31 protein-coding genes are annotated in these 26,860 nt (G+C 39.1%); 20 read left to right on the top strand and 11 right to left on the bottom strand.

Translation table 11 applies throughout. The annotated features are described in order from the left end of the window. Positions 1-155: 155 nt before the first annotated feature. Positions 156-581, bottom strand: coding sequence for a DMT family transporter (locus tag P8610_RS05600; RefSeq protein WP_394603462.1), 426 nt, complete (start codon positions 579-581; stop codon positions 156-158). A 210-nt stretch (positions 582-791) separates the two neighbouring features. On the opposite strand from P8610_RS05600, the gene P8610_RS05595 reads away from it, so the two are divergent. After that, positions 792-1,694: a hypothetical protein gene (locus P8610_RS05595; protein ID WP_394603461.1), complete on the top strand. Its 903-nt coding sequence runs from the start codon at positions 792-794 to the stop codon at positions 1,692-1,694. Positions 1,695-1,985: 291 nt separating this feature from the next. On the opposite strand, the gene P8610_RS05590 is transcribed toward P8610_RS05595, so the two are convergent. Beyond that, a complete protein-coding gene (locus P8610_RS05590) occupies positions 1,986-2,609 on the bottom strand; it encodes a cell wall hydrolase (protein ID WP_394603460.1) in 624 nt (207 codons plus the stop codon). 288 nt (positions 2,610-2,897) lie between these two features. On the opposite strand from P8610_RS05590, the gene P8610_RS05585 reads away from it, so the two are divergent. After that, positions 2,898-3,647: a hypothetical protein gene (locus P8610_RS05585; protein ID WP_394603459.1), complete on the top strand. Its 750-nt coding sequence runs from the start codon at positions 2,898-2,900 to the stop codon at positions 3,645-3,647. 4 nt (positions 3,648-3,651) lie between these two features. Here the strand turns inward: P8610_RS05585 and P8610_RS05580 are convergent, their stop codons facing one another. Continuing rightward, a complete protein-coding gene (locus tag P8610_RS05580) occupies positions 3,652-4,065 on the bottom strand; it encodes a MarR family winged helix-turn-helix transcriptional regulator (protein ID WP_289496434.1) in 414 nt (137 codons plus the stop codon). Positions 4,066-4,205: 140 nt separating this feature from the next. Beyond that, positions 4,206-5,660 (bottom strand): MDR family MFS transporter, encoded by a 1,455-nt coding sequence (locus tag P8610_RS05575; protein WP_394603458.1) that lies wholly within the window; start codon positions 5,658-5,660, stop codon positions 4,206-4,208. A gap of 337 nt (positions 5,661-5,997) precedes the next feature. On the opposite strand from P8610_RS05575, the gene P8610_RS05570 reads away from it, so the two are divergent. Both P8610_RS05570 and P8610_RS05565 read left to right on the top strand, forming a co-directional pair. Next, positions 5,998-6,258 carry a phosphatase gene (locus tag P8610_RS05570; RefSeq protein ID WP_394603457.1) on the top strand — a complete coding sequence of 87 codons (261 nt, stop codon included), beginning with the start codon at positions 5,998-6,000 and terminating at the stop codon, positions 6,256-6,258. A gap of 187 nt (positions 6,259-6,445) precedes the next feature. After that, on the top strand, positions 6,446-8,134 hold the full coding sequence (locus P8610_RS05565; protein ID WP_394603456.1) for a hypothetical protein: 1,689 nt from the start codon (positions 6,446-6,448) through the stop codon (positions 8,132-8,134). A gap of 150 nt (positions 8,135-8,284) precedes the next feature. Here the strand turns inward: P8610_RS05565 and P8610_RS05560 are convergent, their stop codons facing one another. Then, a complete protein-coding gene (locus P8610_RS05560) occupies positions 8,285-8,929 on the bottom strand; it encodes a GNAT family N-acetyltransferase (RefSeq protein WP_394603455.1) in 645 nt (214 codons plus the stop codon). 155 nt (positions 8,930-9,084) lie between these two features. On the opposite strand from P8610_RS05560, the gene P8610_RS05555 reads away from it, so the two are divergent. Together P8610_RS05555 and P8610_RS05550 are read left to right on the top strand one after the other, a co-directional pair. Next, complete coding sequence (locus tag P8610_RS05555) at positions 9,085-9,420, top strand: n-acetylglutamate synthase (RefSeq protein ID WP_289496429.1); 336 nt, start codon at positions 9,085-9,087, stop codon at positions 9,418-9,420. Positions 9,421-9,838: 418 nt separating this feature from the next. Next, complete coding sequence (locus P8610_RS05550; RefSeq protein ID WP_394603454.1) at positions 9,839-10,510, top strand: permease; 672 nt, start codon at positions 9,839-9,841, stop codon at positions 10,508-10,510. A 191-nt stretch (positions 10,511-10,701) separates the two neighbouring features. Here P8610_RS05550 and P8610_RS05545 read toward each other — a convergent pair whose 3' ends face one another. Next, the gene (locus P8610_RS05545; protein ID WP_394603453.1) at positions 10,702-10,845 is read right to left on the bottom strand and encodes a hypothetical protein; all 144 of its coding nucleotides are present in this window, start codon (positions 10,843-10,845) and stop codon (positions 10,702-10,704) included. Between the two features lie 100 nt (positions 10,846-10,945). Between P8610_RS05545 and P8610_RS05540 the strand changes: the two genes are divergently transcribed. The 3 genes from P8610_RS05540 (at position 10,946) to P8610_RS05530 (ending at position 12,531) form a co-directional block, all read left to right on the top strand. Beyond that, the gene (locus P8610_RS05540) at positions 10,946-11,380 is read left to right on the top strand and encodes an NUDIX hydrolase (RefSeq protein ID WP_394603452.1); all 435 of its coding nucleotides are present in this window, start codon (positions 10,946-10,948) and stop codon (positions 11,378-11,380) included. Positions 11,381-11,390: 10 nt separating this feature from the next. Further along, positions 11,391-11,936, top strand: a complete 546-nt coding sequence (locus P8610_RS05535) for a hypothetical protein (RefSeq protein WP_394603451.1) — start codon at positions 11,391-11,393, stop codon at positions 11,934-11,936. Between the two features lie 139 nt (positions 11,937-12,075). Beyond that, a complete protein-coding gene (locus tag P8610_RS05530; protein ID WP_394603450.1) occupies positions 12,076-12,531 on the top strand; it encodes a DUF3574 domain-containing protein in 456 nt (151 codons plus the stop codon). Between the two features lie 36 nt (positions 12,532-12,567). On the opposite strand, the gene P8610_RS05525 is transcribed toward P8610_RS05530, so the two are convergent. After that, positions 12,568-13,089, bottom strand: coding sequence for a DUF6843 domain-containing protein (locus tag P8610_RS05525; protein ID WP_394603449.1), 522 nt, complete (start codon positions 13,087-13,089; stop codon positions 12,568-12,570). A 166-nt stretch (positions 13,090-13,255) separates the two neighbouring features. On the opposite strand from P8610_RS05525, the gene P8610_RS05520 reads away from it, so the two are divergent. Beyond that, positions 13,256-14,104 (top strand): DUF2785 domain-containing protein, encoded by an 849-nt coding sequence (locus tag P8610_RS05520; protein WP_394603448.1) that lies wholly within the window; start codon positions 13,256-13,258, stop codon positions 14,102-14,104. Between the two features lie 219 nt (positions 14,105-14,323). On the opposite strand, the gene P8610_RS05515 is transcribed toward P8610_RS05520, so the two are convergent. After that, complete coding sequence (locus P8610_RS05515; protein ID WP_394603447.1) at positions 14,324-14,659, bottom strand: winged helix-turn-helix transcriptional regulator; 336 nt, start codon at positions 14,657-14,659, stop codon at positions 14,324-14,326. A gap of 122 nt (positions 14,660-14,781) precedes the next feature. Between P8610_RS05515 and P8610_RS05510 the strand changes: the two genes are divergently transcribed. From P8610_RS05510 to P8610_RS05480, 7 genes are all read left to right on the top strand, one after another. After that, on the top strand, positions 14,782-15,276 hold the full coding sequence (locus P8610_RS05510; RefSeq protein ID WP_289496420.1) for a lactoylglutathione lyase family protein: 495 nt from the start codon (positions 14,782-14,784) through the stop codon (positions 15,274-15,276). 136 nt (positions 15,277-15,412) lie between these two features. Further along, entirely contained in the window at positions 15,413-16,060 is a 648-nt protein-coding gene (locus P8610_RS05505) for a pentapeptide repeat-containing protein (protein ID WP_394603446.1), read from the top strand. A gap of 121 nt (positions 16,061-16,181) precedes the next feature. Beyond that, positions 16,182-16,385, top strand: a complete 204-nt coding sequence (locus tag P8610_RS05500) for a hypothetical protein (protein WP_394603445.1) — start codon at positions 16,182-16,184, stop codon at positions 16,383-16,385. Between the two features lie 264 nt (positions 16,386-16,649). After that, on the top strand, positions 16,650-20,702 hold the full coding sequence (locus P8610_RS05495; protein WP_394603444.1) for a S8 family serine peptidase: 4,053 nt from the start codon (positions 16,650-16,652) through the stop codon (positions 20,700-20,702). 77 nt (positions 20,703-20,779) lie between these two features. After that, the gene (locus P8610_RS05490) at positions 20,780-21,670 is read left to right on the top strand and encodes a hypothetical protein (protein WP_394603443.1); all 891 of its coding nucleotides are present in this window, start codon (positions 20,780-20,782) and stop codon (positions 21,668-21,670) included. Positions 21,671-21,694: 24 nt separating this feature from the next. Then, positions 21,695-21,838, top strand: a complete 144-nt coding sequence (locus P8610_RS05485) for a hypothetical protein (RefSeq protein ID WP_394603442.1) — start codon at positions 21,695-21,697, stop codon at positions 21,836-21,838. A gap of 44 nt (positions 21,839-21,882) precedes the next feature. Continuing rightward, positions 21,883-22,407, top strand: coding sequence for a GNAT family N-acetyltransferase (locus P8610_RS05480; RefSeq protein ID WP_394603441.1), 525 nt, complete (start codon positions 21,883-21,885; stop codon positions 22,405-22,407). Between the two features lie 122 nt (positions 22,408-22,529). Here P8610_RS05480 and P8610_RS05475 read toward each other — a convergent pair whose 3' ends face one another. Then, positions 22,530-23,105: an MEDS domain-containing protein gene (locus P8610_RS05475; protein WP_394603440.1), complete on the bottom strand. Its 576-nt coding sequence runs from the start codon at positions 23,103-23,105 to the stop codon at positions 22,530-22,532. A gap of 185 nt (positions 23,106-23,290) precedes the next feature. Here P8610_RS05475 and P8610_RS05470 point away from each other — a divergent pair, with 185 nt between their 5' ends. From P8610_RS05470 to P8610_RS05460, 3 genes are all read left to right on the top strand, one after another. Then, positions 23,291-23,500 (top strand): hypothetical protein, encoded by a 210-nt coding sequence (locus P8610_RS05470; protein WP_394603439.1) that lies wholly within the window; start codon positions 23,291-23,293, stop codon positions 23,498-23,500. 104 nt (positions 23,501-23,604) lie between these two features. Further along, on the top strand, positions 23,605-23,958 hold the full coding sequence (locus P8610_RS05465; protein ID WP_394603438.1) for a VOC family protein: 354 nt from the start codon (positions 23,605-23,607) through the stop codon (positions 23,956-23,958). Positions 23,959-23,974: 16 nt separating this feature from the next. After that, positions 23,975-24,460: a GyrI-like domain-containing protein gene (locus P8610_RS05460; RefSeq protein ID WP_394603437.1), complete on the top strand. Its 486-nt coding sequence runs from the start codon at positions 23,975-23,977 to the stop codon at positions 24,458-24,460. A gap of 81 nt (positions 24,461-24,541) precedes the next feature. Here the strand turns inward: P8610_RS05460 and P8610_RS05455 are convergent, their stop codons facing one another. Beyond that, positions 24,542-25,774 carry an MFS transporter gene (locus tag P8610_RS05455; RefSeq protein WP_394603436.1) on the bottom strand — a complete coding sequence of 411 codons (1,233 nt, stop codon included), beginning with the start codon at positions 25,772-25,774 and terminating at the stop codon, positions 24,542-24,544. Continuing rightward, a complete protein-coding gene (locus P8610_RS05450) occupies positions 25,771-26,814 on the bottom strand; it encodes an ArsR family transcriptional regulator (protein WP_394603435.1) in 1,044 nt (347 codons plus the stop codon). Before P8610_RS05450 ends, P8610_RS05455 begins: the two co-directional genes overlap by 4 nt. Positions 26,815-26,860 lie beyond the last annotated feature (46 nt).

Genomic DNA, 26,860 nt, shown 5'->3' with positions numbered 1-26,860 from the left:
TTGGAGTGAAAGATGGTGAGACTCCTGCGGGACGAGTGGGACAGGTGAGACCCTTAAAGGCGCAAAGCGGTAAGGGGCTCACCGCCCGCCCCGCGGAAAGCGAAGCCAACTGTAAAGGAAATCACTACTTCCAATAACAACAAAGCTTACACAAACTAAAACTTCAATATCACGACTCCGACAATCATCATACCGATTCCGATAAATTGCGGAAGTTTCATCTCTTTCTTCATCACACCGAACCAGCCTTTGCCATCAATCAAAAAGGTGATAGCAAGCTGTGAGATTAATATTACAGCAATCGTCAACGTTACACCGATCGAATGGATGCCATAAATATTGCCGTAAATCACAACGGCCGCAAACGATCCGCCCGTTAAATAGATCGGACGCACTTGTTTAAATTGTTTCCATTTTTGATCTTTTACGATCAACACGATCAAGAGAGCGGCGATGAAGCCAGTCAATTGCGTAATGGTAGCCGCTTGCCAGGAACCGATGTCTTGACTGATCCGTGCATTCGCAACACCTTGTAAAGTAATAAACGCACCGGCCAAGAACGCGAACAGAATTCCTTTCATGTCATCACTTCCCAACGTAAAATTCTATACTTATTAAAGAATAAGTGAAGAGTTGTTGGGAAGGACATATGTCCCGAATTAAAAATTATTTTATTAACCTGTTAAAAAGATGATAGTTTCATGATGAATTCGTGCTTTTCCTTCCCACATTTCGTATTTTGCGTTAAAATAAAAAACTGCACGAAAATCTCTATGAAAGAGGTAAATCCTATGAAACGATTACAAATGTTTTCAAACAAAAATAAAAATCAAGATTCTCACAGTATCGACGAAATTAAAAACCGTGAAAGCTGGCTTAAGATTATCATCATTGGAGCATTCGCATTATTGATATTTTATAAAATTGCAACTGCACCATTTGTTTTCCGCTTTTCCGATTTTATATCTGTATTCTGCTCACTTTTCGCTATCGCCATATCACTCATCTATTTTAGCAAATTGAACAAGCTGGAGAAGATGATTGAGTCCCATATGTCTAAAACAGTTGTCACTGCTGAGCCACAACCCGTATCTGTAGAGGAAACAAAAACAGCTGAACCTGTTGAACAACTAGAGCTTTTTGAAGAAGAAAAAGTAGAGAAACCTGCTGCAGAAGTGGATGAGATAGAAGAAGTGGTTGAGGAAGTAGAAGAACCGGAAGAAGAATCAATCTCAGAAGAAATCTGGGAAACCCAGCGGATTAAAGAAGAAGAGCTTGCGAAAATCGAGATGGATAAGACGCAAATCTACAACGAGCTGTTCACTCGAGCACAATTAAGCAATGAAGAAATGAAGTACTTCAACGAAAGAATCAGAGAAAAAGAAACCGAAACATTCAATACGAAACAAGAATTGAATCAATTTAAAGATCGTATCCAGAATGTGTTCAAGAAAACGCCGCAGTTGTTTCAAAAACGAGATTCCAGAATTGAAGGAATCGTGCGTATGATGAACCCGATCACGCTGAAAAATGCTTCCCTCGAAGATTTGAACCAGCGTATGGATCAAGTGATCGACATCATCCCGGAAGAAACGCTTGAATCGTTAGTGAAAGACGGTTATTTAGATAATCAATATCATCTGACACGTTCTGGTTACCGTGAATTCATTCACGTAAGCAAAACATTTCAATAAATGAGTAAGAACGGTGTGCCTTTAGTTGGAGGCACACCTTTTTAGTATGTAAGATTCCGTATGAAATGTACAAAAAAAAGGAAGTGTTCTTATCGAACGAACACGACAAAATTTTTACGAGGTAATCCACTTTTTATACGAGGTAATCACCAATAATTACGTGTATAACCATTATAATTACGTATATAAAATTATTTATCCGATTTTCGAACAAAATCCGCTAAACCACCATCAAAAAAAGACTCATAAAAGCCGCTTTACTTAACCCCCATGAGTCTTCACTATACAATTTTACTGCGCAAAAAGATGATTTCCGATTTTTGTAACAGATGGTCTTGAGAAAATCCAGGTGTTTGTTGCCAGCTCAGGATTATAGTAATAAACCGATCCGTATGTAGGGTCCCAGCCTTGCATGGCATCCATCACAGCACGATAGGCATAGCTGTTTGGCTGTAAATCGTATTGGCCATCATGAACGGCTGTAAAGGCATTCGTTTGATGAATGACATTACCTATATTGTTGGGAAATGCGGGATCGTCCAAACGATTTAAGATAACCGCAGCTACCGCAACTTTACCAATGTGTGATTCACCTCGTGCCTCACCATGAACAACTCGGGCCATCTGTTCTATGTCATTTAGCATCAAAAAGGTTGCAGGACCTGCTACTCCGTCAGAGGAAAGGTTCGTTTTGTACTGAAAATCTGCCACCGCTCGTTCTGTAATGGCACCGTAATACCCGGTCACCGGTCCGTAGAAAAAGCCCATTTTTTTTAGTTTTTCTTGCAGAGCCGAAACCTCGTATCCTTGATTGCCATTTGTTAAAAGGCCGTGCGCTTGGACGTTTTCGGGAACAAATAGAAAACTCGCTGCAATAAAAAAGAGTAAGCATTTGCTTAGTAAATAATTTCTCATCACTAACTCCTCTCACATCATGATTTCTACATATTATCAATAAAGGATGATTTAGACATGAAGCACATGCTCTATTTTCCAATTGTCGCAATTCACCCCAAAAGTATGAAGTTATGACAATTTACGCTACAAAACTACCAACTATTTGAAAAGAGCGTTTCAATTAACAAAGATTGGGTAAATAACAAGTTTATTCGGACAAACATAGTGCCAGCTGTTTATGAGGCAGGGGGAATGGTTACATAATAGAAGTATGTACTTTTGTCACGGATAGAGAGGACGTCTTTTATGCTAACGAAAACAATGCTTAGTTTCATTTTTGTAATAGGATTTGCACTTGTACACTTAAGTTCGAAGTACATAAGTTTTATGGGCAAATCGCCGCGCAGCAAGTTTCTATCGTTCGCAGGAGGTGTTGCCGTTTCATATGTGTTTCTGCATTTGCTTCCCGATCTGAACCACTACCAGGAAAAAGTTGAACCATCGCTTGATAGAGGAATCGGTAAATATATTGAAGATCATATTTATATGATTGCGATGCTCGGACTAGCTCTTTTTTATGGACTTGAACGAATGGTGAAGAAATCTAAAAAGAAGCATAACAGCAGCTCCAACACGGATGATGCTCCAGCTTCACTAGGGGTTTTCTGGATTCATACTGCGTCATTCTTTGTGTATAATGCAGTGATTGGTTATTTGCTCATAAGGGAAGAGTATGAAACAAAATGGGGAATGTTCTTCTTCTTTACAGCGCTGAGCATCCACTTTGTTGCAAACGACTGGGGTCTCAGAAAAGACCACAAACATACATACGACAAATACGGCAGAGTTCTTCTTACCATCGCGATTCTGTTAGGCTGGGGAATCGGTGTACTAACGGCAGTTCATGAGCTGATTCTATCAGTGCTTGTTGCTCTTCTTGCGGGAGGAATCATACTTAACGTTTTAAAAGAAGAGCTGCCTGAAGATCAGGAAAGCAGTTTTCTCGCGTTTTGCACGGGTTTAGCATGTTATTCCGTTTTGATGATGCTGGTCTAAAAATCTAGCTGTTCAATTTCTTAAATAAGACGTTGATTTTGGTAAGTTCAAACTTCTCTTTTTCTGTAAGAGGAGAAAGGGAAGAAATAAGAATCTCATCTTTTTTAGCAACCAACCGATGGGTTTCATGTAGACCTTTTTCGGTTAAAGATACGTAAACTTTTCTTCGATCTCGTTCTGTATAAGCACGACCAACTAATTCCGTTTTAACAAGCCGTTCAATTATTGTAGAGGTTGAGGCAGGACTAATATTTAACTTGTCGGCTAATTTTGTAATCGTTAACTTCTCGTTGTCTAACAAATATAATAAAACTTCTATTTGCTGACAATTAAGCTTTTCATTATCTAAAAATGTTTGTTTTACATTCTTTATATAAGTTAACAGTGGTATGATATCAAACTTTTCATTATTACTCATCTTCGTCTTGTCTCCTGCGTATGTTGTTGCTTTTTAATAAATGTATAGGGAAAATATATCACTATGTATAATTTTTGTAAAAGGTTTATCAAGTAAACGATAAAAAAGAGTGCTCTCTAACAAAGAGCACTCTTTTAGTTTTAAGTTTTTTCTATTGTTTGTTCACGATGTTTGATAAGAAGGAAAGAGACGCCGATTCCGATAACCGTGAGCACGAGCATCACTCCGTAAATGGCATGTACTCCTGACGCGACGATTTCTTGAAGCTGCGCCAATTGGCCGGTCGGCAGTTCACCGCCATGCTCAAAAGAAGCATTCAGATCAAGGTCTTGTCCAGCTTTTTCAGCTCTTGAAAGAGTGATCAAGTTAAAGATGGTTCCAAAAACCGCTGATCCGAGCGTCTGACTGAATGTGTTCGTGAACGTGTTCGAAGCTACAGCCACTCCTCGTTTATTGGACGGAACAGAAGCTTGAATGATTAACATGTAGATTGGAGTGATGAGCCCCATTCCAAGTCCTAAAACGCCTGAAGCCACATAGATCAAGAACGTTGGTGAATGTGCATCTAGTAAGTAGAAAATGAGTGAAGCGGCACTTACTACACTAATTCCAAGTGTAATAATCCAATTATCTCTCAAGCGACCGACAAGATTTCCAGCAACGAGTGAACCTAGCGTCCACATAACAGGTAGTGGCATAAGCACGAACCCTGCTTGTGTTGCTGTTTTACCCATCACCCCTTGACTCCAGATCGGCAAGTAAATGGTGATACATATAACAACTGCGCCAGAAATGAGCGTTAATGAATTCACGATCAAAACACTTTTATTTGAAAAAAGGTTAAGCGGAATGAGCGGCTCGGGTGATTTTTTCTCGATAAAGACAAACCCAACATAAAAGAGGGCCGCAATAACGAAAAGCCCGATAATCATGGGGTTACCCCATTCTTGTGTCTGACTGCCTGTTAACAGCGCGTACAAAAAGGCAATCGTCGCAAGCGAAAAGGTGACAGCTCCCCAATAATCAATGTACGGTTTTCCTTTTGAAAGTTTCTCTTTATAATTCGCAGCCAGCATGAAGAAGGCCACAAGTCCAAACGGAATATTTAAGAAAAAGATATAACGCCACGACAACGTATCAACGAGGAACCCACCTGCTAACGGTCCGAGCACACCTGCAACGCCCCAAACGGCAGAAATCCAGCCTTGTGCTTTTGCTCGCTCTTTCGCTTCAGAATATAGATCCCCGATAATGGTCATCGTAATCGGCATAACAGCACCAGCTCCGAGACCTTGAATCGCACGATAGAAGATAAGCTGCTCCATCGACATCGCAATTCCGCAAAGCGCGGATCCCACTAAAAATAAAATAATGCCGGCAAGAATTACTTTTTTCCGGCCAAACAAGTCAGCGAGCTTTCCGTAGATTGGAGTGGAAACGGCAGTGGCTAACATATAGACCGCATACACCCAGCTCACGAGCTCGATGCCAGACAAATCACTCGTAATTCGTGGAACGGCCGTACTCACAATCGTTCCTTCCATCGCAGCCAGAACGGTCACGAGCAATAAAGCGGTCATGATTTGTTTTCTCATAAAAGTCCTCCTCAGCAACAGACGCACATCATATAGTTCATAAAGTTAAATAATGAATGCAACCAAGAAAATAGTTTATCACGTAGATGGAGGATTAGCTATTTTTACGGACGTCTGTGACGTTATAGTGAATGGACAGATTACGGAGGAGATTGGACAGATTTTTAGATGAATTGGGCAGATTATCAACTGAATCGGACAGATTACTCCTGCTTCCAACTTCGAATGCTGGATTTTTTTTCGCTATGTAGCAGTCAGACTGAAGGAAACTAGAATAAGAAGGGTGAACATGTTTAGTTATGTGTTTCATAAATATTCATTGAAAAGAGGTATTATTGTGAAAAAGCTAATAATCGGCAGTGTCTTCTTCATTTCCAGTATCGTATTGTTTGGCATGACACTCATATCAGCATCTATCTATTCACTTTACATAACAGCACCAGACATCGATGGTTATATCGGAGGATATGATAGAAGTCTTGGTGTGTATGGAACGGCACTGAAAGAAGTGGGGATCATGCCACTGTGCATGAGTGTGGTCTTGTTGATTGCCGGCATCTATCTTTTAGTTAAAGGGTGGCCAGCAAGGTCCGAATAGTGGTGAATGGGAAACACTCTATAAGCCTGCTGATCGTTCAAGTCAAATTGTTTTTCTACAACTGTTTTCCTGTATAAAGTTAAAAAGCTAAATTATTCCAAAATATAGATTGAATTTCCTTTAGGGATAAATTAGAATAAATCGAATGCTTTTCTGTTCATTAAATTTGAATATAAAAGGTGAAGAGATGAACGAATTAAAAGTCAGAAGTATGCTGAAGCAGATTAAAAGTGATGACCCTGATAAGCGGTTTGAAGGGCTCGATCTTTTGTACGAGTTTAAAGAAGAAGAAAACGAAAAGATCCGTTTGGAGCTTTTATTAGAAATGATAGAAGCAGCGGCGCGCAATTTTCCAAAATCGGTTGATAAGTGGGATAATCCATCGTTCTATTTAATCGATTTTGTTTGTGATTACCCAATGCCTGAAGTAATCGACCACTTAATTAAACATTTTGATTCCTTCTCACCAGCTGCACAAATAAGAGCCGTTGAACTCTTTTTATTAACAGAGGATGAAGAGATCTTTTTTGAAATAGAAGAAAAGCTTGCGAGATTGATAAACGAAGAGGAAGTTCATCTGCCTGTCGAGCAACTTGTGAACTTTCCTGTATTCGTTCGAAACATCTTGAACAAAACGATCAATCGCATCCACACGCCACATTACAAGTTTATGATGTATGACATGATTCATTCCGTTACCGAATCCGGAGTGGAGTGGGAATACAAAAAGGAGATTGTTCTGCCGATTCTCCTAACAGACTATGAAACAACGAGAAGGGAATACCTTTCTTACGATAAAGAATACTCTGCCAAGTTCGTTTACACCGCTTGGAAAGAAGAGTACATTTCTATTCGTTTTCACATGGGGCTTCTTCTGCAGTTGATGAACTATTACTATACGCTTGAATGCGAAGAGTATTTAAGCGAAGCGGTACGTTTCAAAGATCCACTCATTGCTGAAAAAGCTGTGATTGTGAGTTTAATTAAGCACGTGAAAGTAGAAGAAGACGTTCTCGGTACGTTGGCGGAGAACTTAGAGAGTGCGGAAGATTTCTATTGGGATTTGAAGGGTTCCAACAAAGAGAATCTTTACCCAATCAAAGATAAAAAACAGCCGATCATCGCCAAGTCGAAATTGTTTACTCATCTCGTTTACATGCAGGATGAGGAAGATGAGAGATTGTTAGGCAAGTTCCCTGAACACATCAATGTTCTGGATTCAATAGATACTGAGAACCAATACGGCCAGCCGGTACGGTATTATTTATTGAGTTTCAAAGAATCAGGTACAGAGTATGTAGGCTGGGCAGGCGGCTTCTCCTTAGAAGAAGGAGATGACACGGCTCATGTTTGGGAAGGAACGTATACTGACTTTGTGGAGCTTGATGCCAAGTCGATCGAACAACACAAAGACGAATTTTTTGCGAAGCGTGAAGACACGAAGAAACAGCTTCATGATGAAATCCATTTTGAAAGCTCGCCAAAGCTATCAAAAGGAATGTGGTTCTTTTATGCGATCCTGTTGTCGGACTGGACAACGACTTTTATGGATGGCATTGACGATGGAATCTACTTTTCAATTGGATTTACGGTGATCGGTCTGATTTTAACCGTTCTTGAGTTTTGGAAGATTAAAAGAAGCAAGGTGCTGATTGTCGGACACGATCTTGTTGTGCAAAAAGGCAGCAAAACAAACGTGATTCAGATTCAGGATATTAAAAAAGTGAAGTACAACAAAAAAAGAATCTTTGTCTTCAATAAGAAAAATGAGGAACAGCTCGTCATCCCAATGAAATGGGTGAATTACGATCATTTTGCTTATGTGTTGATGGAACAAACGGAGCATCTGCGTGATCGTCCTTTTATTGAGGAGTAGGTTTATGAAAGTGTTGATTTCCGTTCAAGGAGTCTCGCATCTTACACTCCAATCAACTTTCATTGAAGAAATGAGGTTCGAAAGCAATACTCATAGATAAGGACTAAAAAAACCAACCGGCTACCCTTATTCCGGTTGGTTTTTCTTCATTTAATCCGTAATTCCATATGGGTCGTAAATCATCACAAAAGTAGAGAAGGGAATGTGATCGAACCTTACTTCTTCGACCACCGAAAACCCTAGATGCTTATAGATCCTTACATTTTTCATTGTTTCTGTTTGAAGCAAACAAAAGGTCTTTCTTTTCTTTGTTTCTTCTATAGCCGCCTTCATCATTTTTGTCATATGTCCCTGATGCCGGTGAGCGGGATCCACACAAACAGAGTCGACCAAAAGGAAGTTGTCGAATCGCATTTTATACTTTGCAAGAGTGCTGTTGGCGGGCTGCAAGCGGCTCGCTTTTCGCAAAAATTCAATCAGCGACAGATGGATCAAAAATTGAGGAATTCGAATCGCGCACGTAAACGCCGCATTTAGGAGCTTTCCAATCTTCGTTTTCTCCCCATGCTTTGATACACAAAAAAGACCCTCCACATGATCTGAAGTCACAAACAATCGGCCATTGGACTGAAGGACTTGGATGACGATCGGAAAGGTCATACTCAAGATTTTTCTTCTCTTTTTCGGCTCAGAAAAGAAATAGACGAACATGGGATTATCAATAAAGGATTCGGTTAGAATCTCACTTGCTCGTTTTAGGTGTCTTTTTTGTAGCGGCAATAAGTAATCATACATGAAGTGATCTCCCTCCGATGCTGTAACCCAACTATATGCACAGAAAAGTTGTATATATTCTAAACTTATTAAAATGGAACTGGATATTTGTATTGCTGGGAAACAAGAAGGTATGTTAAATTATTTGAATATTATAAAATCTGGAGGCTTATACTTTGACTCATTATGACGGCAAAACATTCGTCGCGGTGCAAAACTCTGCAAATGGAGAGGTGTCTTCTCAAACGGTCTTTTACTACAAACAAGAAGGAAATATCTTAACAGCTGCATATGGCGGCGGGGAAATTGTAAAAGGGACACTGATCGGGTTGGTAAACGACGATGGCAGCTTGCAGTTTAGGTACAATCACGTCAACAAAGCGAATGAAATTAAGGGAGGAGAATGTCATTCAACACCTGAATTGCTGTCTGACGGAAGAATCCGTTTGCATGAAAAGTGGAGATGGGCTGAAGGAAGTGAAGGAGAATCGGTGATAGAGGAAGTGAGATAACTCAGATGAAAAGATTTCGCTTTTGGAGTACAAAACAGAAAAAAGCAATACATATAACAAGCTAATTTACATATGAATTAGCTTGCTTATTTTTGTTGCTATATCAATGTTTAATGGGTTTTTATGTTCGGATTAGCACCAAATTCACATAGCTTCTAGCAGGATGTCACGCTGCGATTTGGTATGGAATTCACTTAAAAGACTTACCAGTGTTGGTGGAAAAGGATTAGACGACGGCTAAATCAAATATATAATTAGATTAAAAGTATGCTGTGACGTAGTATGTTGGTAAAAAAGGATAATTACATATTAATAACCAATTGTTGATGAGCAAAGTAAAGAAGAATAGTGATAAAAATGAAATCAGACCGAGTAGACATTCAATAGGGACAAATTATTATTGTAGGGTGATAAGTCGATGATAGGAATAAGTATAGCAACGAAGTGGGAATATGAAGCGGCGTTGGGATATTTTGGCATAAAAGATAATGAACGTTTCGGTTATCCTTATGGCGAGTATTTCAAAAGAACAATGAATGATTCAGAACTTGTTTTTTATAGTACTGGTGTAAGAAAAGTAAATGGTGTGGGTGGTAATCAGTATATGATTTCTAAATTTAATTTAACTAAAGTAATCGTTGCTGGAACATGTGCAGGAATAGATGATAAGTTCAGTAATTTGGATATTTTTGTACCCGATAAAGCCGTTCAATATGATTGCACAGTAAAAGAAATCGAGCCTCTTATTAAACAATCCTTCATAGTTGATATTGATTTATCAAAGTATGGAAATGATTTTTATGCCGGAACAATCGGCACATCGGATAAAGCAGTAGTTATGTGGAATGACTATTTAGAACTTAAAGAAAACGAGATAACAATAGCCGATACAGAAGCGGGTGCAATTGCTTATATCTGTAAGAAGAATGATGTTGAATGTATAATTATTAAAGGAATATCTGATTTTCCAACAGATGAAAGAAACTCTGATAAATTCGAATCAAACATTGAACAAATTAATGTTTATTTAGAAAACACTCCCAAAGTTATGAACAAAATATTTGGCGGATATTTAAAAAGATTTATTTAAAATTATGTTATTGAAGTAAAAGGGTACGATTACGGAATGAAGCTCTGCCCAATTGCAATCAATAAAAGCACCGCAAATTTGAACTGCAGTGCTTTTTCGTTTGCTAATTTATATGCGATTATAACTTTTTGTACTCCAAAGAGAACCCGTTAGACTATGATGCTATTTCTCTTTCCATTAAATACTTTAGTTCACGAACGCTCACTATCTTTTTCATAGGCAATTACGATAAGATTTTTGTTCGACTGACCGCTTAACTTCTCTTCAAACGATTGCAGCTCGCTTACCAAATCCTCTGATAGATGGGCAGCAGCATATTCTTTATTTTGATCCATGCTTATCAACTCTCCTTTTTACCACTATTCTTGCCAGGAGTGTTATGAAATAATCGAAAAGCAAGGGTCGAATGATAAAAAAGAAGGAGAAACCATTTATATGAAAAGAGTAGATGTTACATATGTACTTCTCTTTGATGAGACAGGTGAAAAGGTCTTACTGGTAAAGAATAAAGGAAAAGGTGCTTCATACTACACACTTCCTGGAGGTGCAGTTGAACCTGGAGAAACCCTTGAGGAAGGCGCTAAACGTGAGGTAAGAGAAGAAACAGGTTTAGAAGTAGAACTTCAAGGAATCTTTTCTGTGAATGAAGCTTTTTTTGAAGATAGAGGACATCACGCTATTTTCTTTGTATTTAAAGGGAATATCATTGGTGGAGAAATTGGAATCTCTTTTCCAGAGGAAATTGAAGAAATCACTTGGATGGATGCTGAAACAGCAGAACAATATGTTCATTTACGAAGTGATGTGAAAGGATTAATAAAAAAACGCAAATTCAGTACCATATATCCTTCGATAAATCTCAAGAAATAAGAGGTGACACATGGACAAACCGATGCAATCCCATTTCGAAAATCTAAACTCACCCGACAGAAACGTTCAATACGAAGCGTACAACCAAATCATTGCGGCTACTGAAAAACCGGTCGATTGGGCTTACGAAGTCTGGGATCAGTTGAAAGATGATCTTGATGATCCTGACAATCACAAGAGATCAAGGGCGGCACAATTTCTCGCGCATTTAGCAATTAGCGATCCTGAGAAAAAAATACTGAACGATTTTCCTGCCATTTGGAATGTAACCTATGATAAAAAGTTTGTGACTGCTCGCCATAGCTTGCAATCAATATGGAGAATCGCCCTTGCTGGCAATGAACAAAAAGAGATGGTAGTTAATCATCTGGTTGATCGCTTTCATGCTTGTGAAGAAGAAAAGAACTTCACGTTGATTCGAAACGATATCCTTCAAGCCTTACGAAACTTGTTTAACGAAATAAAAGAAGATGATATAAAACAAACAGCTTTGAATTTAATCGAAACCGTAACAGACGCTAATTACAAAAAGAAGTATTTAGCGATTTGGAAATAAATGAAGAATGCAATAAACTATGAAAAAAGTCCCGAATTCACTTATGATCATTTGAACCTATCAACCTATTTCACAACCTTACCAATTTCTTTACACTTTATCTTATTATCGATTTAAAGTATAAAAAGGAGTGGACAGGTTGAAAGGGAGCAAAATTTTGTATGGGGTTTTATCGTTAGTATTGATTGGTTTTCTTGCGTTTTCTCTAAACGATTCAAGTCATCCAGAAACGATTCAAGCGAAAGAAACGAACGCACTAAAGGGTCAATACCATCTTGATGAGGTTATTAAAATCTATGTGCCATCGACATACGATGTAGATCAACCGATCGATAACACGCCTTACGTGAATCAGTCACTTGAGACGTTCTCTAACATGTTTGGTGGGGCAACGGCGGTCGAAGGAACAGGAGCATGGGTGTCGGAGGACGATCAGCTTGTAAAAGAAAAAGTTACGATCGTTTATAGCTTTGCTGAGAATCTAGATAAGAAAAGCATCAATGCTGTGGTCGCGTATGCAAAATCTTTGAAAGAAGACATGAAACAATCAGCGATATCTTTGGAAGTAGACGGAAAGATGTATTTTATCGAATAGAAAAACGCTGCAAGGGTCTGACCCCTCTGCAGCGTTTTATTTTTTCATGCCCAGTTGTTGATAATAATATTTGCCAACATGATTGACCTGAGCATTGAAATCATTTCTTCCGTTTTCTTTAAAAGAAGGACCACAGCTCGAAGACGTCACCTGAATGACGGAGTACTTAATATCTTCACCATTTTTACCATTAAAGGCACCGTTCGAGCCAAGACTGATACATTGGTCATTGATCTCTTTACGGTTGCCGTTCTTATCCACGTAATAATACTTATCATTCACAACCCCGTAGATCATATCTTTTGTGGACGTTAAATAAACACCGTACTGACTAATCTCCGTATTTTCTAACTCTTTCAACGTCTTTTCCTTTACGGGAATCACTGTATAGCCATCTTCCTTTTTTAACGCAGGCTCGTCGGGCATATTGTAAAACGTAAAGATGGATCCTTCAAAGCCCTCAGGAATCAGGAAAATGTTTTTTGTTGTTTCTTGTTTGTTGAACCCGCAGCCTGCTAAAAACAGTATGGACACAACGAAAATCATATATTTTTTCAAGGCTTTCACTCTTTCAATGAATTTCTTTTATTGTATCATTCTATCCAAAAATACAATAACAAGTAGCCCCAGTACACAGAATTGTTAAGGGTTATACAAAAAATACCAAAAATCAATTCGTATTGTATAATAGAGATACAGAAAATTACAATCGGGAGGCGAAGTCATGACCACATTACTATCGAGTAAAGTACAATATACAGAAACTGAGTTATTTAAGATTTTAAATGATATGAAAAGTGGACAAAAAAAGTGGGGCGAAGAAAATAAAAAGGCGATTGTGGATGCGATGATCACTCACATTGGTTCCCCAACCAGCGATTTAAGAGAGCTGGTGTACCGTTCTTTTTGCGAGTCAATCATAGAAAATCAACTAGATCCTGCGTTATTAAAAGAACTTATGGATTATAGCCTAAATAACCTTTTACATAAAGGGATCGGCGATAATGGGACGGATTCAGTCTTCACAAGAGCGTTTACGACCCTATTAATTGATGTCATCATCTACAAAGACAATGAAGCAGATTTTCTGCCTCAAGAAACTGTAACGAAAGCGAAAGATGCGGTTATTCAATATATTCACTTGGAAGAAGATTTACGTGGATACGTTCCTGTAAAAGGCTGGGCTCATAGTGTAGCGCATGTTGCGGACACGAGTGGTGAGCTGCTGAAAAGTGAAAAGGTGTCTCAGAAGGATTATTTTAAAATCATAGAGCCACTTTTGAAAAAGTATTGCAATGCGCAAACGGTGTTTGTGCATGGAGAAGATGATCGCGTGGTAATGCCGGTTCTAGCGATGTTGAACAAAGGAGTCGGTGGAGAAGAATTAGAGGCATTCGTTGCAGAGATTCCAGCCAATCTAAAAGCACAAAAAGAAGAGTTACCACCTGAAGTGTATTGGTATGTGATGGCTAACTGCAAATCGTTGTTAAAGAGTCTTTATTTAGGTGTTAGTGGGGATGAGAAGTATGTTTCTTTAGCTGAAGCTATAAGAAACAGTTTGTCAGAGATGTAAAAACAAGAGGCTGACTCAAATTATGAGTATAAGCCTCTTTTTATGTACACTCTTAAAGGACAGTTTAAAGATATGTCTACACTGGAAATACGATTGAAATTATTTACGAGGTAATTCCATTTTTATACGAGGTAAAGTTTAATAATTCCGTAGATAACACCTATAATTACGCACATAGGAAATTTTATCCGATTTTCGACAAACTCGCCGCTGATCAACTCACACCAAATCCCAATGCTCCGTTCCCCATACATGCATCTGTTTCAAAATCGGCATTAACGTTGCACCTAACTCAGTCATCGAGTACTCCACTTTTGGCGGCACGGTGTTATAAGCTTTTCGAGAGATAAAACCATCTTCTTCAAGCTCTTTCAGCTGCTTTGTAAGTACTTTATGGGTGACACCAAGCAACAAACTCCGCAATTCGTTATAGCGCAGCGTACCGTCTTCACCTAAATGCCAAAGAATTACAGTCTTCCATTTACCGCCGATCTTCTGCAGGGTATATTCAATGGAACATTTTAATTTGCCATCTTTATTTAAAGGAGCATCCAAATACAATCCGTCCTTTCTTACCTCCAGGATAGTATGTCACTTAAAAGTGCGTTCTTACATACGAGAGGTGTGTCTGGGTATAATGATTCCTGTAATCAACAAAAACAAGGAGGAATACAAATATGCCAATCTATCCTAGAACATTCTCTCATATCGGGCTGTCTGTGCCAAACTTAGAGGACGCCATCAAATTTTACAAAGAGGTCTTTGGCTGGTACGTCATCATGGAGCCTTCTGATGTAGAAAATGATGATACGCCGATCGGACAAATGTGCCGTGATGTATTCGGGAACGACTGGGAAACATTCCGAATTGCTCACTTAGCAACAGGTGACAAGATTGGAATCGAGTTGTTTGAGTTCCCGCACAATGAGAAGCCAGAAAACAACTTCGAATACTGGAAAACGGGATTATTCCACTTTTGTATCCAAGATCCTGATATTGAAGGGATCGTCGAAAAAATTAAAGAGTATGGCGGAAAGCAGCGCATGCCGATCCGCGAATACTATCCGAACGATAAACCTTACAAGATGGTGTATGTAGAAGATCCGTTCGGCAACATCTTTGAGATTTACACACATAGCTATGAGCTTACTTACTCACAAGGAGCTTATTAAATAAGGAGAAACGGCTGACATTAAGTTCAGCCGTTTTTTTCATTGCACAGACTTTCAACAAAAAGAAAAGACTTAAATTTAACGCAGCACTTCTATAAGCTATTAAATAAGACGATTGGAACGGAGGGAATAGCTGATGAAGAATTTTAAAGTAGAACTGCCAAAGATTCATCCAGGATTCAAAGAGGCAAAGTTTCGCGATATCTATCAAGACGAAGATCCATACCTTTTGGAAAGCGCCTTGAATGGTGACTTTATTGAAAATGAGGACGTTGAAAAATTAGTCCTGTCAAAAGTTACGTTTAACAATGTGACAATGATGGATTCTAGCTTTTACAGAGTGGACATGACGGACGTCGTTTTCGAAAACTGTGATCTTTCCAATACGAGCTTTAAAGAAGGCATTTTGTTCAGAGTTTTATTTAAAGATTGTAAGTTGATGGGGATGGATTTAGAAGAAGCCAACCTAAGGAATGTGACCTTTGAAAACTGCAAGTTGGACATGAGTGGTTTTGTGGATGCAGATCTAAAGCCCGTTATATTTGAAAACTCGTCGCTCAAAAGTGCGAACTTTTATGGGACGAAATTAAGTAAAGTGAAGTTTAACCAGTGTAATCTAGACGATGCTGATTTTACAGAAACAGAGTTGACCGGTATTGATATTAGCACGTGTAAGTTTGAGAACATCAACGTAGACATCAAAAGTTTGAAAGGCTGCATCGTATCCCGTGAGCAAGCCATAGGATTTTCAACACTTCTAGGTCTAAAAGTAAGAGAAGAATAATGACATAGTAGGAATAAAAACACTTTATTTCACATGGGAAATAAAGTGTTTTTTTTATCTCTACCTAAAATGGATAAATATGTTAAAATTATTAAAAAGCGAACATACGAGGAGTGATGGAATGAAGGAGAACTTACTGGCTGGCTGGATTGCTGCATGGTTTGCCCTAGTAGGTCAGTTAGTGTTTTTTACCATAGTCGCAACTTATACGGGTGAATGGCGCTATGTGATGTGGAGTTTCATAGTGAGTATGGCAGCAGGAGTACCGAGTATGATCCACGTATGGCAGGCTCAAAAAAAGGCAAATTTAAAAAAGCTAACATAAAGATTCGGTAATGCTTAGGGATTTTTCTCTAGGCATTTTTTGTTTGTTCATCACCAGCATCTTTTAAACAAAATTAACCCAAATGCTTTTGTGTACTTTTTACTATAATTTGTTCCTTCCAACCCATTTTTGCGCGTAATCTAAAATCGAATCGTGCTAAAGACCTATAAAATTAACCCGATAGCTACTCCTCTCTAATACTACTAAGATAAAAATATATTAATATTTAGAATAATCAAACGAGATGAGAAAGAGGTTAGAATTATGGTAGTCACCAAGCTTGCAAAAAAGTCAGTCGTCCTTGCCCTGTCAACAGGATTACTTTTATCACCTCTCAGTTCCAATTCTTCTAAGACCGTTAATGCAACGTCCTGGAAAGCAGAAGACATTTTATCATCGTTAACTGCAGAACAAAGACAAGCCCTAAAGCAATTAGAACTGAATAACCAGAGGGGACTTCAAGGGTTTCAAAACAGCGAACTGAATTCGGAAGAGGAAATCTCCGTTATCGTAGAATTTCATTCAAAACCTAGTCATGTTGCTGTTTTAGAAGCAAAAATGAAAGGGAAGTCACTCAAAAAAGAAACTGCTCAAGCACAAGTGGATCAAGAGCATAAAAATTTTAAAGAAGATGTAGAGAAGCATTTAACGATTAAAGGGAAAAAGAACGCACCGAGAATTACTAGAACGTATAAATCAGCATATAACGGCGCAGCGATTACACTGCCTGCAAACCAAGTAGAAGACTTACTCAAATCAAATTCAGTAAAAGCCGTTTATAAAAACATTACATATACGGTGGACCCCGTTCAAAAACAAGAACTTCCAAGCGATGTGGAGAGGGAAATCACAACGTCTGTTGAAAGTCTTCCATACCTAAAAGTGGACAAGCTTCATGAAGAAGGGATCACGGGGGAAGGCATTAAAGTTGGGGTTCTCGATACAGGAGTAGATTACAATCACCCTGATTTAAAAGATGCGTACAAAGGCGGATATGACTTCGTAGATAACGACGCTGATCCGATGGAAGCAACGTACAAAGATTGGGAAACTTCTAAGAAACCGGAGTATAACGGCAGCAATTCTTACTATACGTCACACGGTACACATGTATCTGGAACGATTGTCGGACAGAACGAGAATGATAGTGAAGTTTCAGTAGAAGGTGTGGCACCAGATGCTGATCTATACGCCTACCGTGTTCTTGGTCCCTACGGAAGCGGAGCGTCTGAAGGTGTTATTGCTGGAATCGATAAGGCTGTTCAAGATGGGATGGATGTAATCAATCTCTCTCTTGGAGCAGCTGTGAATGATCCGTATTATCCGACAAGTACAGCACTCAATTATGCCGTATTAAACGGTGTAACAGCTGTCGTTTCTGCAGGAAACAGCGGGCCGAACGGGTATACACTCGGATCACCTGGTACGGCAGCTCTAGCTTTAACCGTTGGTGCAAGTGACGTACCTGTCTCACAAACTACTTTTACAGGTAAAGTAGGCAACTGGTCTACAGATCTAGTTAGCATGGCACGCAGCTTCTCCAGTACCTTTGGTAGTTTAGAAGGAACAACACTTGAGCTTGTAGATGTTGGACTTGGAAATAAGGCGGACTACATGAATAAAAATGTAGAAGGCAAGATTGCATTCGTAAAACGTGGAGACTTTGCACTTAACGATAAAGTGAAGTTTGCAAAAGAGAACGGAGCAAAAGCCGTTATTCTATACAACAACGTGGATGGTCATGTTGGCTATAACTTAGGTGAATCTACGGATTATGTACCAACGTTCTCCATGACGAAGAAAGCAGGAGAAGAACTAAAATCAGCGATAGCGAACGGAAATCAAACCTTGACGTTTAGCAATTTAAAAGAAAGTTTTACAGAAGGGGATAAGCTCGCAGATTTCAGTTCAAGAGGCCCCGTTAACGGCAACTTTGAAATGAAGCCAGAAATCGTAGCACCGGGAGTGAGTGTGCTATCCACATTCCCATCCTACATGGTGAACCATCAAACACCAGAAAACTATAAATATGCGTATGCCCGCTTAAATGGAACATCTATGGCATCTCCATTTGCGGCTGGCGTTGCGGCATTATTGCTAGGAGAAAACCCAGATCTTGAGCCAACCGAAATCAAAACAATTCTCATGAACTCTGCGGATGAGATGAATGAAGACTACAGTGTATTTGAAGTAGGTGCTGGACGAATTGATCCTTACCAAGCGCTTCACAGCGAAACCAAGATTACAGTGCAGGATGAAACGTTGATTCCGAATGGAGAAAACTTAGTAACAATTAAGAACCAGACCGGTGGACTTAGCTTTGATAAACAAGTCGTAGCTGAGAACGCTTCTGTAAAAGTAAAGAAAACGATCAAGTTTACAAACCAAAGCGACAAGAAAAAGACCTTTGATGTACAAGTCGTTGATAACGTACAACCAGGAACAAATAGCTTAAAAGAAAACGGCGTAGAAGTAGAAGTAGACAGCACGATTAAAGTAACACAAAATGCGGTTAAGAACGTGAACGTATCCTTAACTCTTCCAGGTACAGCTAAAAAAGGACTGTATGAAGGATACCTATTAATCACGAACAGCGAAGATCAAACGGAGAACTACAGAGTACCATTCAGCTTTAAGAAATCACTGCCTGGGTTTGATAAGCTTGAGTTACTGTCTCGCGCCATTACACCAAGTCATTACAACCATGCATTTGACGGATATCGAACTACTCAATTGATGTCACAGTTCAATCTAGGTTCACCTATTGAAACACTGGATATCGTCTTACAAGATGGTAAGACAAACGAGGATCTTGGACTAGTGGGTACGGTTAACATGACCGCAGCACTAACAGATCGCGATTACTTCCTGCAAACGTTCAACGGAAACTTTTACAGATTTACAGGGAATAAAAAGAATCCAGTTGCAACAGAAGTGAGTGTCGCAGAGCCAGGGCACTACAAATTAAAGTTCGTTTCAACACTGCCATCAGGAAAACAACAAATCAAGAGCGAGCATGTTTTCATTGATATTGAAACGCCAAAAGTGAAAAGTTCACTAGATGGGGACTCACCATTCCTTGAATACAAACCAGGGCAAGCTACTTATCCGTTTGAAGTGGAAATAACAGATGACAATGTGGCAACTATGCAGCAAGCCGGTCTTAATGTGGATCAATCTTCTAACTTTGCTGTCTATACGTACGGATTTCCGTTGCCAAACGGTCCAATCCGACTGGACAAGAACGGAAAGTGGATCGATGAAGTAGCGATGAATGAAAATGCTAAGTCTCTTTCCTTTAACGTAATCGGATATGATGCAGCAGGGAACCAGGCAAACTGGAAGGAATACTTATTCGTAAAAGAAGGAACGCCTGTAACCTACGCTAAACATAACGTCGAATTAGCACGTTCTGGAGACATCCTGAATGCTTCACTTGTTATGGATAACTTAGAAGGTGTAAAAGAAATTACGTGGAACTTTGCCAACCCTGGCATTCAGCATGTTTACTTGCAAGAGGCAAAATTAACAAACGCTTTTAGAGATAAAGCAACAATTGAAGTAAATGGTGATAAGGTTAAAGTGAAGTTCAATGAAAATCTAAAATTTGATCGTTCCGAAGTAGTAGATGTAAAAGTGAAAGTACAAGACGAGCTTTTCTACCCGATTGGCTTCATTAATCCGACAGCGATTTTCGTAGATGAAAACGGTCAAACGATAAATTTACTAAACGCAGGAAAACGCTATTTGTTGAAGCCAACATTCAACCGTGTACAAGCGAACCTTGGACCAGAGGGGTATGTCGTGGAAGGCGGAAACTTTATTGGAAACCGTGACTGGACAAAGGTAGGGGCAAAGATCAGTGTATCAAATGGTGACTACCGACTAGACGCTTCAAATATGTTTAGCGGCAATGCACGGTTGAATATTGAACCACTGCCACTTAGCAACGAAAAGTATACATTTGAAGTCAATGTGCCAGGACACTTTATTACAAAACAAAATAATAAGTTTGGATTTGAATACAAAGGGGTCCTTTATGGGAAGTCAGAAACAACTAACATTCCTCTTGTAGCGGGTGACGTCAACCAAGACAACGTGATTGATGTGAAAGACGCGATTGCAATTCAAGACGCATGGGGCTCAAATAACCGCGCAGCAGACATTAACTTTGACGGCACGGTAAATGCAAAAGACATCGGTTTTGTTCAAAAAAATTACCTAAAGCAAAACACATCCGTTAACAATGCACCAACACCAGTTACAACGGTCGATGGCAAAACATTAGAAACTATTTTAAAAGAATTAGGACTGTAAAAAACGAGAGCTCACGATCCTTTAGGTTCGTGAGTTGTTTTTTGTGATAAACTCCAAAACAAAAAGGGTTGAGTCTTTTGTTAGCGAATAATACAATTCAACAAATACGAGGAGCTGGTTACCTGTGTGTGGGATTTGAGTCAATACAAGCAAAATTTGAAGCGAGAGATCGCGATCTTCCGAAGAAACGGAACATCTTGATGAGAGCCATTGAACTAGATTTGTTCAACGATGAAAATGTGTTAGCCGTTTTTTACGGTGGTTCAATCGGTAACCAAAACACCGATCTCTATTCCGATATTGATCTGAGAATCGTTGTAAAAGATGAAGTGTTCGAGGAGTATCGATCACGCAAAAAAGAAAGAGCAAAGAAGTGGGGTACCGTCCTTTTCTATGAAGATTTCCCTTGGACAACGTATAGCGTTGCTCATTATGATAGCTTTATAAAAGTAGATACGTTTTATTATAAAAAGAGAGATCTTCAGCCATCCGTTTGGCTGCAACATATAAAAATCGTTCACGATCCGGAAACACTAGCAGAGCTGGTGAGGCAGAAATCTCTTCAGCTATCCTATTCACCAACAGCGGAAGAAGTTGAACTGTGGCGAACGAAATTCTTTGCCTACGTTCATGAAATCTATCGGCGCGTCATGAGAAACGAAATCAATTATGCGTTAAGTTGTTTGGATAACTTGCGCTTTTCTATGGCAACAGGCTGGTATATGGCTAAAGGCGCCCAACCGAACACGTTTGGGGACTGGGCAAAGATAGAAGGGAAGAGAAGTCAGCTTGCAGATTGGCAAATAAATCTTCTTGAACAATGGCACAGCAGCCGTGAAGAAATCTTCAGCGTTATGAAGAGCATAATCATAGAGTTTAAAAAAGTTCATAAGAAGTTATGTGAAATAGTCGACATAAAGTATGACCAACGTTGGGAAGAAACAATATTGGACTTGGTATTAAAATGAATTTTAATATAGGCGGTGAGTTTTATGGAATATGCAGGATCCTGGTTTCCACTCTTAGGTTTATTCACATTTATTTTGCCGATTGGTATAGCTGTTTTTGTACTCGTGATGCTCTATCAGATCAACCATTCGTTAAAGCGAATTGCTGACAAGTTGGAAGAGAAATAAGATTAATAGTTAACAGATTGAAATGACACGGAGGCTACAACAACGTGAATATTTACATTACAAAACTCATTGAACCTACTGAAATTTTTGTAGAGGCATTAAACCGCTGGGAAAATGACCCTGCTATCGTTCCATTAACTCGGCCTCATAAAAACAAAGCTGAATTGGAAAGCAAAAGGCAAATTACTTCGGAAGACTTAATGGCAAGATTAGAATTTCATAAAATTTATCTTATACACATGGATGATCAATTGGTCGGTGAAATGAATTATATGGTGGATCCACCTCATCTTTTTAATCGCAAAGAGCAAGGGACAGCTTGGATTGGAATTACGATTGGAGAGTCAGAAGGCAGAGGGAAGGGTGTTGGTTATCAAGCACTAGGATACCTAGAAAATGAGATTAAGAAACAAGGTCTGCGTCGCATTGAACTAGGTGTGTTTGAATATAATGACCAGGCAAAAAGACTATACAAAAAATTAGGTTATCAGGAAATTGGACGCATTGAAGAATTTACATATTGGAAAGATAGGATGTGGTCTGATATACGTATGGAAAAGTATTTATAAAGAAGTATTTTTGATAGGGTTCTCCTAGAGTTTACGGGGCTCTTTACGTTATGGGGAGTATTGTTTCAGATACAAAAGATATTTTAAAGAGAAAAAACAAACCAGCTGACACGACAGCTGGTTTATTTACTAACATCCGCTACTGGCTCATATTGTTCGGAAATCGTAAAATGATTATCAATCAAAATATAGGGATGTGTTTTTAATAAGATGGTCTTAAGGTGATCGGGCATTCTCTCTCCTTCATATGCACAAATGAGGGGAAAGGACAGCAAATTCACGGCTTCATCTACAATCTTCTCAAGATCCTCGATAAGATGAAGCGGGTCTTCCATCGTTGCCCACTCAACATGTGCCCATGACCGAAAAGAGAGATTGTTATCTAAGTAGGGCTGTACAGCTTTACAGAAGTACTCGTATATGGCAGGGGGATGATAACTGCCACTTGAATAATAAAAATCAAAGTTATTAATATGATGAACAAGCTTCAATTGATCAGGTGTTAAACGGATGCTAAGTTCTTTGTGCAACATCCTATAGATGCGTTCGTTTTCAATAACAATAACGTATTCGCCTAAAGAAATGCCATCTTGAATAAAGTCCACGATTTGTTCTAAATAATTCTCTACGCCATTGTATGAATAAAGAACATGTACACTTTTTTGTTCCTCAAACAATTCTTTCATTTTATGTTTCAAGTGATCACCCCTTCTTTCCTGTTATTGTTTCTATTTTACTAGGTTTCAATGATAAAAGCTAAAATTATAAAAAAGTTTAATAGTGAAATATTTTGAAAATAAACTGATGATAGCAATGAAGGACTTAAATATATTTTATTGAAGGTACATTAGAAACGTATATTAAAGACGAAGAGGGTATGGGGATGAAGTATTTCTTAAGAAAGATTGTATATGCTGTTTTTTCGATCATCCTATTTATCGTGCTATGGAACATCATGTCATGGATATGGAATGCCTATGTACCGTTAAATTACAAAACAGACTTGTTTGGCCTTTTTGTTGTAACACCTATTATTCTTATCATCTCATGTGTTTTGCCTAGTTTTATGTTAGGAAGAAAAGATTCATTGTGATGCTATTAATGAGCACATAGTTTGATTGAGTTAACTGGTTTATTTTGGAATAATTGATATTGGGCATGATCGGAAAAAAGTTAATTACGAGAGAGGGGAAAAAAATGACAGGTAAAGTAATAGGATTTGAGTTAAGCAGTCAGGAACCTGAAAAAGCTGTAGAATTTTACTCTAAGGTATTTGGTTGGGAGTTTGCTGGTCCTCAATGGGATTATTGGGCGATGAATACCGGTAAAGGGGAAAGCAGCGGGATTAGTGGGGGAATAGGAAAAGGTCCTTACGATCATCCTCATGGAGCACGTATTCAGATTGAAGTAGATGTGATTGAGGATGCCATTTCTAAAGCAAAAGAAAACGGGGCACTTGTTGTTAGGGACAAGATGGAATTTGATGAGTTTTACCTTGCTTATTTAGTGGACCCTACAGGAATTGGTTTTGGTCTTGTACAAAAGAAATAAGAAAGGATGAGGTTTCTTGTCTCAAAAAGTGATGAGTGAAATGCAAGTAAAGAATGTAGGAGAGATAAAATTAATAGGCTACAGAGTAATTTGCGCTGGTGAGAAGTATATAGAAGAAATTCCGAAAGCTGCAGAGTTATTGAAGCAGAGAACAAATGAAATAAAAAATGTATTGAATGCTGGTCAACAAATAGGAGCTTTCATAGTAGATGCACCGTCTCCTGAAATGGATGGATATTGGATTTGTGTTCAAGTCAGTCAATATGAAACCATACCAGAAAATATGGTTGCTTTAACAATACCTCCGCAGAGATACGCTGCCATTTTTCACAATGGACCGAATGTGCAAATAAGAAATTCGTATGAACATTTACATACATGGATAGCAGAACAAGGATATACACGTTCAGATGAAAGCTGGAACTTGGAAATTTATCAAATAGATAATAATCCTGAGAATCCGCTTGATGTTCGAGTTGAGTTATATGATTCCATTTTGTAACCCGAAACATTACCAAGACTAAACATTCATAAATACTGCACTTAAGACAAACGCCCAGGAATATTGGGCGTTTGTTGTGTGTTAACTTGATTTTCTCACGCTGTTATTTGTAACTGCACTTTCCTTTCGAACAAAGGATTGAGTAAGGAAATACAACCCTGGCAGGACGATAGTCACCCCAATGAATAAGTAAGCCACTTTCGTACTGATTCCTAGAAAAGGGGAAGATGCGAACAGAATTCCCAGTGGCATCGTAATACGCAGAAAAAGCAAACGAACTGAACTTAGTTGTGATAAACGTTCTCGCGGTGCTTCGTGCTGAAAGATCGCGGCACTTTGTGCGTTGAATAAAGGAAACAATATACCCCCAATCAATTCACAGCCCCAAGCTAAAGGGATAGAGGGCACAAAGTACAAAAGTGCGAAAGAGAAGCCCCCGCCTACTAACCCGATATACATCGTTATTGCGTTTTTAGGTAACTTTGTCAGCAGAACCATACCAAGCGCATATCCAACAGGAAACGCCCCAGCAAAAATAGCGTATTCCCACGGTTGCCCACTTAACTCTTCACGGATAAACGGCACGTTCAAAACCAATGTTGCTCCTACTGCAAATTGTACAGTTGATGAAAGTAGAGTGAGTCTGAATAACTGTGGAAATTGAAAGAAAGTACTGTAACCAGCCTTCATCTCATTACACCAAAACTTTTTTGACCAGGTGGCAACTTTTGTTTTGCTCATTTGTGGAATGCGAGAAAGTGACAGATAGCTAAGTAAGAACATGGAACTGGATAATCCGTAGATAACATGTAGAGGACTGACTACTAAAAGCAGGGAAGTAACACCAGGTGATATAAAGCTCATCAAGCGAAGGGTACCATCTAATAAACTATTCGCTGAAACGAGCTCTTTCTCTTCACAAAGATCTGGCAATAGCGAGAACGATAGACTTGCATAAATCGGCTGCAGCAATCCTAACATACATTGCAGTATGACTAATCCTGCTATCGTGACTAGATCAGAGCCGCTAAGGTAACCAATTATAGGAAGAAGATAGGCAACGGAACGAATCAGTTGGATGTTTTTTAGCATTTTTTCTTTTACAACATGATTTAAAAAGGGAGAGCTAATTCCTTGAAGGATCAATGAAGGCAGAAAGTAAACGAGCCAGAGCGCTCCCATCCATTCTTTCGAGCCTGTTAGTTCATACAATAATAGCCCGTTTACAATTCCGCCAGCAGCTCCTCCAAACTCTGAGATAATTTCTCCGACCCAGAGGGCTTTGAAGGATTTAGTGTATTTTGTTAGATTCATAGTTGTTCACCGAGATATTGGTTAAGTCGCTTAGAGAATGATTGAATGTTTGCGTTATTGGCGGAATAGATGCCTTTTTCAACCTTCACAAATTTAGCGGCTTTTAAGAGTGACAGCTGATGATGCAGCGTCGTTTTTGAAACGTTGAACTGCACAGTCATTTCTTGCAGTGACAACGGCCCTCTTAAAAGTTGGTACAATAACTTTAATCGCAGTTCATCACCCAATGCTTTATGACCACGAACAAGCTCTTGAGGCGGAGTACCCGGTTGAAGCAGTGCTTCTTCATTTAAAGGGTAAAAGATCAGCTTTGTATCAGACGTTCGTTGTTCCAAAATCCAAGGACGGTACGATACGTGTGGAATGAGTTTTACCTGCCAAATTGAAGGTTCAGGCAGATACTTCGCGCCACCCGTAATGCGTTCGATCTCTTTTACCGGTTTGTCCGCATCTATGTAACCAGGCTGTTTCTTTTCAAATGCAAGAGCCTGCATCCACTTTTCCCACTCCACCTGTTGCCTGATCCACTCGTACCACTCAGACATCGTCTCAACAAACAATTCAATAATTTCGCAACGCTTCTTTTTGCCAAGCGTTTGTACATAACCCTCTAAGTATTCATGATTCTCAAACAGAGACGCATAGTGAAAAAAGCTATCCGTATTTTCATAGTTTCTTGCTGTTTCCTTTCGCGATGCCTCGTGAAAACGATCCTTATAAGGTAATAGCGTTTCGAAAAACACTTCAGGCTCCAACTCAGAAACGGCATTCGAAAAATTTTGAACAGTAGATGCGGACAGATGATTCTGCATCACGAGCAGCCCATACCATAAATTTGTTTGTTCCATTTCTTTTAAGTTGTTTACTAATGTTGTAGTCATAGAGGATTTATTGTCTGCCCATTTTTCATCTAATTCAAAAGTGTGGCGTAACTTGGAATGGGTGTAGCCGGCAATGCCTAAAGCAATCTCCCAAACAGGAGAGAACTCGATTGATATAGAAACCGTTTCTTGCGGCAGCGGCGAATAAATGTTTTTCATGATTACCTCCATGTGTAGTAGTTAAGGTTATTCTAAAATAAACGAA

The sequence above is a fragment of the Fictibacillus sp. UD genome, from assembly GCF_043558025.1.
In the GTDB taxonomy this organism is placed as follows: domain Bacteria; phylum Bacillota; class Bacilli; order Bacillales; family Fictibacillaceae; genus Fictibacillus.
This window is presented reverse-complemented; position numbering and strand designations above follow the sequence as displayed.

Bases quoted from the DNA above. Each gene is read 5' to 3' on its own strand.
- P8610_RS05565 (WP_394603456.1), top strand. From the start codon at position 6,446: ATGAACGAATTAAAAGTCAGAAGTATGCTGAAGCAGATTAAAAGTGAT.
- P8610_RS05560 (WP_394603455.1), bottom strand. From the start codon at position 8,929: ATGTATGATTACTTATTGCCGCTACAAAAAAGACACCTAAAACGAGCA.
- P8610_RS05540 (WP_394603452.1), top strand. From the start codon at position 10,946: ATGAAAAGAGTAGATGTTACATATGTACTTCTCTTTGATGAGACAGGT.
- P8610_RS05485 (WP_394603442.1), top strand. From the start codon at position 21,695: ATGGAATATGCAGGATCCTGGTTTCCACTCTTAGGTTTATTCACATTT.
- P8610_RS05575 (WP_394603458.1), bottom strand. From the start codon at position 5,660: ATGAGAAAACAAATCATGACCGCTTTATTGCTCGTGACCGTTCTGGCT.
- P8610_RS05600 (WP_394603462.1), bottom strand. From the start codon at position 581: ATGAAAGGAATTCTGTTCGCGTTCTTGGCCGGTGCGTTTATTACTTTA.
- P8610_RS05595 (WP_394603461.1), top strand. From the start codon at position 792: ATGAAACGATTACAAATGTTTTCAAACAAAAATAAAAATCAAGATTCT.
- P8610_RS05550 (WP_394603454.1), top strand. From the start codon at position 9,839: ATGATAGGAATAAGTATAGCAACGAAGTGGGAATATGAAGCGGCGTTG.
- P8610_RS05520 (WP_394603448.1), top strand. From the start codon at position 13,256: ATGACCACATTACTATCGAGTAAAGTACAATATACAGAAACTGAGTTA.
- P8610_RS05545 (WP_394603453.1), bottom strand. From the start codon at position 10,845: ATGGATCAAAATAAAGAATATGCTGCTGCCCATCTATCAGAGGATTTG.
- P8610_RS05455 (WP_394603436.1), bottom strand. From the start codon at position 25,774: ATGAATCTAACAAAATACACTAAATCCTTCAAAGCCCTCTGGGTCGGA.
- P8610_RS05590 (WP_394603460.1), bottom strand. From the start codon at position 2,609: ATGAGAAATTATTTACTAAGCAAATGCTTACTCTTTTTTATTGCAGCG.
- P8610_RS05510 (WP_289496420.1), top strand. From the start codon at position 14,782: ATGCCAATCTATCCTAGAACATTCTCTCATATCGGGCTGTCTGTGCCA.
- P8610_RS05535 (WP_394603451.1), top strand. From the start codon at position 11,391: ATGGACAAACCGATGCAATCCCATTTCGAAAATCTAAACTCACCCGAC.
- P8610_RS05470 (WP_394603439.1), top strand. From the start codon at position 23,291: ATGAAGTATTTCTTAAGAAAGATTGTATATGCTGTTTTTTCGATCATC.
- P8610_RS05465 (WP_394603438.1), top strand. From the start codon at position 23,605: ATGACAGGTAAAGTAATAGGATTTGAGTTAAGCAGTCAGGAACCTGAA.
- P8610_RS05450 (WP_394603435.1), bottom strand. From the start codon at position 26,814: ATGAAAAACATTTATTCGCCGCTGCCGCAAGAAACGGTTTCTATATCA.
- P8610_RS05585 (WP_394603459.1), top strand. From the start codon at position 2,898: ATGCTAACGAAAACAATGCTTAGTTTCATTTTTGTAATAGGATTTGCA.
- P8610_RS05580 (WP_289496434.1), bottom strand. From the start codon at position 4,065: ATGAGTAATAATGAAAAGTTTGATATCATACCACTGTTAACTTATATA.
- P8610_RS05505 (WP_394603446.1), top strand. From the start codon at position 15,413: ATGAAGAATTTTAAAGTAGAACTGCCAAAGATTCATCCAGGATTCAAA.
- P8610_RS05495 (WP_394603444.1), top strand. From the start codon at position 16,650: ATGGTAGTCACCAAGCTTGCAAAAAAGTCAGTCGTCCTTGCCCTGTCA.
- P8610_RS05500 (WP_394603445.1), top strand. From the start codon at position 16,182: ATGAAGGAGAACTTACTGGCTGGCTGGATTGCTGCATGGTTTGCCCTA.